The sequence below is a fragment of the Streptomyces sp. P17 genome, from assembly GCF_032436805.1.
Taxonomy (GTDB): domain Bacteria; phylum Actinomycetota; class Actinomycetes; order Streptomycetales; family Streptomycetaceae; genus Streptomyces.
On record NZ_JAVRBF010000366.1, the window covers coordinates 1 to 414 of the forward strand.

Annotated in this window: 1 protein-coding gene; it reads left to right on the plus strand. The window is 49.0% G+C overall.

What is annotated here, in order from left to right; all coding sequences use genetic code 11:
* Nucleotides 1–382, plus strand: a 382-nt coding sequence (locus tag RMT89_RS41315) for a hypothetical protein (RefSeq protein WP_315888898.1), incomplete at its 5' end; no start/stop codon positions are given.
* Nucleotides 383–414: the final 32 nt, after the last annotated feature.

Genomic DNA, 414 nt, shown 5'->3' on the forward strand with positions numbered 1-414 from the left:
GAGGAATGTAGTAGCCAGTGGGTTTGTGCCGGACGAAATACAGTTTCATCGTCTGCGTTCCTTTATGATGAGAGAGCCGCCTTTGATAAGTGTGCGTGCATACAGACCATTTTCCCTACAATGCTTGGACAAGGCTGCTACAGCCTTATCCCAAGAGGGATCGTGGTTCGTGTTCGTCAACGTAGTCGGCAATTCCTCGGTCGAATGGGTGGTTGTTTCCATAACACTGTGCTTCCAGTTCTTGGAGATAGTCATCACCGAATTTCTCATGCTGTCTTTTGGCGTAGTTGTAGCCGTTCGAGTATTCCACATCGCTTCGGCCTTTACGGAGCTTGTTCAGCAGGCTGCACATTTCAGTTTCTCCATGATTGCATCACCATGACAGGCAGCAGGTTTGCAGAAGCAGACCAGATG